The 6,910-nt window shown below is 49.8% G+C and carries 6 tRNA genes and 4 rRNA genes; all 10 read left to right on the top strand.

Annotated features, from left to right (window positions below):
• Window positions 1–742, top strand: a 16S ribosomal RNA gene (locus A3712_RS18895); the annotation flags it as partial.
• 88 nt (window positions 743–830) lie between these two features.
• Window positions 831–906 (top strand) — tRNA-Glu (locus A3712_RS18890).
• Window positions 907–908: 2 nt separating this feature from the next.
• Window positions 909–984 (top strand) — tRNA-Lys (locus tag A3712_RS18885).
• 33 nt (window positions 985–1,017) lie between these two features.
• Window positions 1,018–1,093: transfer RNA gene (locus tag A3712_RS18880), tRNA-Val, on the top strand.
• A gap of 24 nt (window positions 1,094–1,117) precedes the next feature.
• Window positions 1,118–1,193: transfer RNA gene (locus A3712_RS18875), tRNA-Ala, on the top strand.
• 28 nt (window positions 1,194–1,221) lie between these two features.
• Window positions 1,222–1,297: transfer RNA gene (locus A3712_RS18870), tRNA-Val, on the top strand.
• A gap of 314 nt (window positions 1,298–1,611) precedes the next feature.
• Window positions 1,612–4,502 (top strand): 23S ribosomal RNA (locus A3712_RS18865).
• A 134-nt stretch (window positions 4,503–4,636) separates the two neighbouring features.
• Window positions 4,637–4,752 (top strand): 5S ribosomal RNA (gene rrf / locus A3712_RS18860).
• Between the two features lie 350 nt (window positions 4,753–5,102).
• Window positions 5,103–6,655 (top strand): 16S ribosomal RNA (locus A3712_RS18855).
• A gap of 122 nt (window positions 6,656–6,777) precedes the next feature.
• Window positions 6,778–6,853, top strand: a tRNA-Glu gene (locus A3712_RS18850).
• The last annotated feature ends 57 nt before the right edge of the window (window positions 6,854–6,910 follow it).

Genomic DNA, 6,910 nt, shown 5'->3' with positions numbered 1-6,910 from the left:
TCCACGCCGTAAACGATGTCTACTTGGAGGTTGTGGCCTTGAGCCGTGGCTTTCGGAGCTAACGCGTTAAGTAGACCGCCTGGGGAGTACGGTCGCAAGATTAAAACTCAAATGAATTGACGGGGGCCCGCACAAGCGGTGGAGCATGTGGTTTAATTCGATGCAACGCGAAGAACCTTACCTACTCTTGACATCCAGAGAAGCCAGCGGAGACGCAGGCGTGCCTTCGGGAGCTCTGAGACAGGTGCTGCATGGCTGTCGTCAGCTCGTGTTGTGAAATGTTGGGTTAAGTCCCGCAACGAGCGCAACCCTTATCCTTGTTTGCCAGCGAGTAATGTCGGGAACTCCAGGGAGACTGCCGGTGATAAACCGGAGGAAGGTGGGGACGACGTCAAGTCATCATGGCCCTTACGAGTAGGGCTACACACGTGCTACAATGGCGCATACAGAGGGCAGCGAACTTGCGAGAGTGAGCGAATCCCAAAAAGTGCGTCGTAGTCCGGATTGGAGTCTGCAACTCGACTCCATGAAGTCGGAATCGCTAGTAATCGTAGATCAGAATGCTACGGTGAATACGTTCCCGGGCCTTGTACACACCGCCCGTCACACCATGGGAGTGGGCTGCAAAAGAAGTGGGTAGTTTAACCTTTCGGGGAGGACGCTCACCACTTTGTGGTTCATGACTGGGGTGAAGTCGTAACAAGGTAGCCCTAGGGGAACCTGGGGCTGGATCACCTCCTTATACGAAGATATTCACGATAAGTGTCCACACAGATTGATACGGTTTAGAAAGTAAAGAGACGAAGAACTCCCAAGTTCTTCAATCCAGTGTCCCGTTCGTCTAGAGGCCTAGGACACCGCCCTTTCACGGCGGTAACAGGGGTTCGACTCCCCTACGGGATACCATTGGGTCGTTAGCTCAGTTGGTAGAGCAGTTGACTTTTAATCAATTGGTCGCAGGTTCGAATCCTGCACGACCCACCATTCTTTCTCCACGAAGGAATTAAAACTTTTAGTGGGCGATTAGCTCAGTTGGGAGAGCACCTGCCTTACAAGCAGGGGGTCACTGGTTCGAGCCCGGTATCGCCCACCATTTCCTCCCAAGGAAATAAAATGTGGGGCTATAGCTCAGCTGGGAGAGCGCCTGCCTTGCACGCAGGAGGTCTGCGGTTCGATCCCGCATAGCTCCACCATTCCTTCCATAAGGAATTAAAACTTTATGGGCGATTAGCTCAGTTGGGAGAGCACCTGCCTTACAAGCAGGGGGTCACTGGTTCGAGCCCGGTATCGCCCACCATCTTTAAGCATTCTTACGAGTGTGTTTAAAAATGGTTTCGAAAGCTTTATTGCTAACGAAAGCAAGCTCTTTAACAATTTGGAAAGCTGACTGATTAACTCTAAGAGTTAATCAAATTAAAAGTTCTCAATGTTTATCCTTTGGATAAACACAACACAAACACATTCAAGTGTCTTGTATTCAAAATTGAGTCCGGCAAACACGTAATAAGAACTAACCCTTCTTATTACAACCAAAAACCTTGGTTGCTATTTTGTCTTCACTTTGAAAAGTGAAAGCAAACAGTCATACACTAAGACCCTTTCGGGTTGTATGGTTAAGTGACTAAGCGTACACGGTGGATGCCTTGGCAGTCAGAGGCGATGAAGGACGTATTAACTTGCGATAAGCCCAGATTAGACAGTAAAAGTCATTTGAGTCTGGGATTTCCGAATGGGGAAACCCACTTACATAAGTAAGTATCTTGTTGTGAATACATAGCAACAAGAGGCAAACCGGGGGAACTGAAACATCTAAGTACCCCGAGGAAGAGAAATCAACCGAGATTCCGAAAGTAGCGGCGAGCGAAATTGGATTAGCCCTTAAGCTTTTAATGAGACAGACGAAGGCTCTGGAAAGTGCCGCAATAAAGGGTGATAGCCCCGTAGTCGACATCTCATCATCAGTGAAAACGAGTAGGGCGGGACACGTGATATCCTGTCTGAATATGGGGGGACCATCCTCCAAGGCTAAATACTACTGACTGACCGATAGTGAACCAGTACCGTGAGGGAAAGGCGAAAAGAACCCCTGTGAGGGGAGTGAAATAGAACCTGAAACCGTGTACGTACAAGCAGTAGGAGCACCTTCGTGGTGTGACTGCGTACCTTTTGTATAATGGGTCAGCGACTTAATTTTAGTAGCAAGGTTAACCGTTTAGGGGAGCCGTAGGGAAACCGAGTCTTAACTGGGCGTACAGTTGCTAGGATTAGACCCGAAACCAGGTGATCTAGCCATGGGCAGGTTGAAGGTTGAGTAACATCAACTGGAGGACCGAACCGACTAATGTTGAAAAATTAGCGGATGACTTGTGGCTAGGGGTGAAAGGCCAATCAAACCTGGAGATAGCTGGTTCTCCCCGAAAGCTATTTAGGTAGCGCCTCGGACGAATACTACTGGGGGTAGAGCACTGTTAAGGCTAGGGGGTCATCCCGACTTACCAACCCTTTGCAAACTCCGAATACCAGTAAGTACTATCCGGGAGACACACGGCGGGTGCTAACGTCCGTCGTGGAGAGGGAAACAACCCAGACCGCCAGCTAAGGNCCCAAAGTATAGCTAAGTGGGAAACGATGTGGGAAGGCTCAGACAGCCAGGATGTTGGCTTAGAAGCAGCCATCATTTAAAGAAAGCGTAATAGCTCACTGGTCGAGTCGGCCTGCGCGGAAGATGTAACGGGGCTAAGCTATACACCGAAGCTGCGGCTACGTACTTATGTGCGTGGGGTAGGGGAGCGTTCTGTAAGCCGTTGAAGGTGGTCTGTAAGGGCTGCTGGAGGTATCAGAAGTGCGAATGCTGACATGAGTAACGATAAAGGGAGTGAAAAACTCCCTCGCCGGAAGACCAAGGGTTCCTGTCCAACGTTAATCGGGGCAGGGTAAGTCGACCCCTAAGGCGAGGCCGAAAGGCGTAGTCGATGGGAAACGGGTTAATATTCCCGTACTTCTTACAATTGCGATGGGGGGACGGAGAAGGCTAGGTGGGCCTGGCGACGGTTGTCCAGGTTCAAGTACGTAGGCGGAAGAATTAGGTAAATCCGGTTCTTCATAACGCTGAGATACGATGTCGAGCTACTACGGTAGTGAAGTCATTGATGCCATGCTTCCAGGAAAAGCCTCTAAGCTTCAGATTGTAAGGAATCGTACCCCAAACCGACACAGGTGGTCGGGTAGAGAATACCAAGGCGCTTGAGAGAACTCGGGTGAAGGAACTAGGCAAAATGGTACCGTAACTTCGGGAGAAGGTACGCTCTTATCAGTGAAGTCCCTTGCGGATGGAGCAGACGAGAGTCGCAGATACCAGGTGGCTGCAACTGTTTATTAAAAACACAGCACTGTGCAAAATCGTAAGATGACGTATACGGTGTGACGCCTGCCCGGTGCCGGAAGGTTAATTGATGGGGTTAGACTTCGGTCGAAGCTCTTGATCGAAGCCCCGGTAAACGGCGGCCGTAACTATAACGGTCCTAAGGTAGCGAAATTCCTTGTCGGGTAAGTTCCGACCTGCACGAATGGCGTAATGATGGCCACGCTGTCTCCACCCGAGACTCAGTGAAATTGAAATCGCTGTGAAGATGCAGTGTACCCGCGGCTAGACGGAAAGACCCCGTGAACCTTTACTACAGCTTGGCACTGAACATTGACCCTACATGTGTAGGATAGGTGGGAGACTTTGAAACCGCGTCGCCAGATGTGGTGGAGTCGTCCTTGAAATACCACCCTTGTAGTGTTGATGTTCTAACGTTGGCCCCTGAATCGGGGTTACGGACAGTGCCTGGTGGGTAGTTTGACTGGGGCGGTCTCCTCCCAAAGAGTAACGGAGGAGCACGAAGGTGGGCTAATCACGGTTGGACATCGTGAGGTTAGTGCAATGGCATAAGCCCGCTTGACTGCGAGAATGACAATTCGAGCAGGTGCGAAAGCAGGTCATAGTGATCCGGTGGTTCTGAATGGAAGGGCCATCGCTCAACGGATAAAAGGTACTCCGGGGATAACAGGCTGATACCGCCCAAGAGTTCATATCGACGGCGGTGTTTGGCACCTCGATGTCGGCTCATCACATCCTGGGGCTGAAGTCGGTCCCAAGGGTATGGCTGTTCGCCATTTAAAGTGGTACGCGAGCTGGGTTTAGAACGTCGTGAGACAGTTCGGTCCCTATCTGCCGTGGGCGTTGGAAAATTGAAGGGGGCTGCTCCTAGTACGAGAGGACCGGAGTGGACGAACCTCTGGTGTTCGGGTTGTCATGCCAATGGCATTGCCCGGTAGCTAAGTTCGGAATCGATAACCGCTGAAAGCATCTAAGCGGGAAGCGAGCCCTGAGATGAGTTTTCCCTGGCGCTTTAAGCGTCCTAAAGGGTTGTTCAAGACTAGAACGTTGATAGGCAGGGTGTGTAAGCGCTGTGAGGCGTTGAGCTAACCTGTACTAATTGCCCGTGAGGCTTAACCATACAACACCCAAGGGGTTTTGATGGACTCAAAAATACAAACGCTTGAATGAGTTTGAAGAGACAAGACTTTTAATAAGCTTTCCAGATTATTTTGCCTCAGTTTTTAAAAAAGCTGAAAGTAAAAGCAAAATTTGCTTGGCGACCATAGCATTGTGGACCCACCTGATTCCATGCCGAACTCAGAAGTGAAACACAATAGCGCCGATGGTAGTGTGGGGCTTCCCCATGTGAGAGTAGGACATCGCCAGGCTTTAATTTCGACTTTGCTTAGTAATTAAGCAAGTCACCATAAAGTTCTAAATAAACTTAGAGTTTTATGTTGACTTCAACAGTCAGTCGCGTATTATACGCATCCGCTTTGACGCTAAAGCGTTGATAGCAAAGCTCTTTAACAATTTAAACCTATCAATCTGTGTGGGCACTCGTTGATGAATATCAAAATTGATTCTTAGGAATCACATTGATTTCAATGAACTGAGTGACCAATCGATAATTTATTATCGGCACAGTCAATTCATTATCATTCTGTTGGAATGGTAATAGCTTTAAAATTACTTTTTGTAGTTTTGAAGTCAGTATTCATTGAGTCACCAAAATCTTAAATTGAAGAGTTTGATCATGGCTCAGATTGAACGCTGGCGGCAGGCCTAACACATGCAAGTCGAGCGGAAACGAGTTATCTGAACCTTCGGGGAACGATAACGGCGTCGAGCGGCGGACGGGTGAGTAATGCCTAGGAAATTGCCTTGATGTGGGGGATAACCATTGGAAACGATGGCTAATACCGCATAATGCCTACGGGCCAAAGAGGGGGACCTTCGGGCCTCTCGCGTCAAGATATGCCTAGGTGGGATTAGCTAGTTGGTGAGGTAATGGCTCACCAAGGCGACGATCCCTAGCTGGTCTGAGAGGATGATCAGCCACACTGGAACTGAGACACGGTCCAGACTCCTACGGGAGGCAGCAGTGGGGAATATTGCACAATGGGCGAAAGCCTGATGCAGCCATGCCGCGTGTATGAAGAAGGCCTTCGGGTTGTAAAGTACTTTCATTTGTGAGGAAGGGGGTGTCGTTAATAGCGGCATCTCTTGACGTTAGCAACAGAAGAAGCACCGGCTAACTCCGTGCCAGCAGCCGCGGTAATACGGAGGGTGCGAGCGTTAATCGGAATTACTGGGCGTAAAGCGCATGCAGGTGGTTCATTAAGTCAGATGTGAAAGCCCGGGGCTCAACCTCGGAACTGCATTTGAAACTGATGAACTAGAGTACTGTAGAGGGGGGTAGAATTTCAGGTGTAGCGGTGAAATGCGTAGAGATCTGAAGGAATACCAGTGGCGAAGGCGGCCCCCTGGACAGATACTGACACTCAGATGCGAAAGCGTGGGGAGCAAACAGGATTAGATACCCTGGTAGTCCACGCCGTAAACGATGTCTACTTGGAGGTTGTGGCCTTGAGCCGTGGCTTTCGGAGCTAACGCGTTAAGTAGACCGCCTGGGGAGTACGGTCGCAAGATTAAAACTCAAATGAATTGACGGGGGCCCGCACAAGCGGTGGAGCATGTGGTTTAATTCGATGCAACGCGAAGAACCTTACCTACTCTTGACATCCAGAGAAGCCAGCGGAGACGCAGGTGTGCCTTCGGGAGCTCTGAGACAGGTGCTGCATGGCTGTCGTCAGCTCGTGTTGTGAAATGTTGGGTTAAGTCCCGCAACGAGCGCAACCCTTATCCTTGTTTGCCAGCGAGTAATGTCGGGAACTCCAGGGAGACTGCCGGTGATAAACCGGAGGAAGGTGGGGACGACGTCAAGTCATCATGGCCCTTACGAGTAGGGCTACACACGTGCTACAATGGCGCATACAGAGGGCGGCGAACTTGCGAGAGTGAGCGAATCCCAAAAAGTGCGTCGTAGTCCGGATTGGAGTCTGCAACTCGACTCCATGAAGTCGGAATCGCTAGTAATCGTAGATCAGAATGCTACGGTGAATACGTTCCCGGGCCTTGTACACACCGCCCGTCACACCATGGGAGTGGGCTGCAAAAGAAGTGGGTAGTTTAACCTTCGGGAGGACGCTCACCACTTTGTGGTTCATGACTGGGGTGAAGTCGTAACAAGGTAGCCCTAGGGGAACCTGGGGCTGGATCACCTCCTTATACGAAGATATTCACGATAAGTGTCCACACAGATTGATACGGTTTAGAAAGTAAAGAGATGAAGAACTCCCAAGTTCTTCGAAGTTTGTTTCTACTTTTTAAAGTGGAGACAAATTAGCAGTGTCCCGTTCGTCTAGAGGCCTAGGACACCGCCCTTTCACGGCGGTAACAGGGGTTCGACTCCCCTACGGGATACCATCTTTAAGTGCATTTTTAATAGTGCTTTTAAAAATGGTTACTTCATTACGAAGTGAT

Origin of the sequence: Vibrio sp. HI00D65 (assembly GCF_001635455.1) — a bacterium.
Lineage (GTDB): Bacteria > Pseudomonadota > Gammaproteobacteria > Enterobacterales > Vibrionaceae > Vibrio.
The sequence above is the reverse complement of the archived record's forward strand: the minus strand, read 5'-3'. Positions and strand labels throughout refer to the sequence as shown.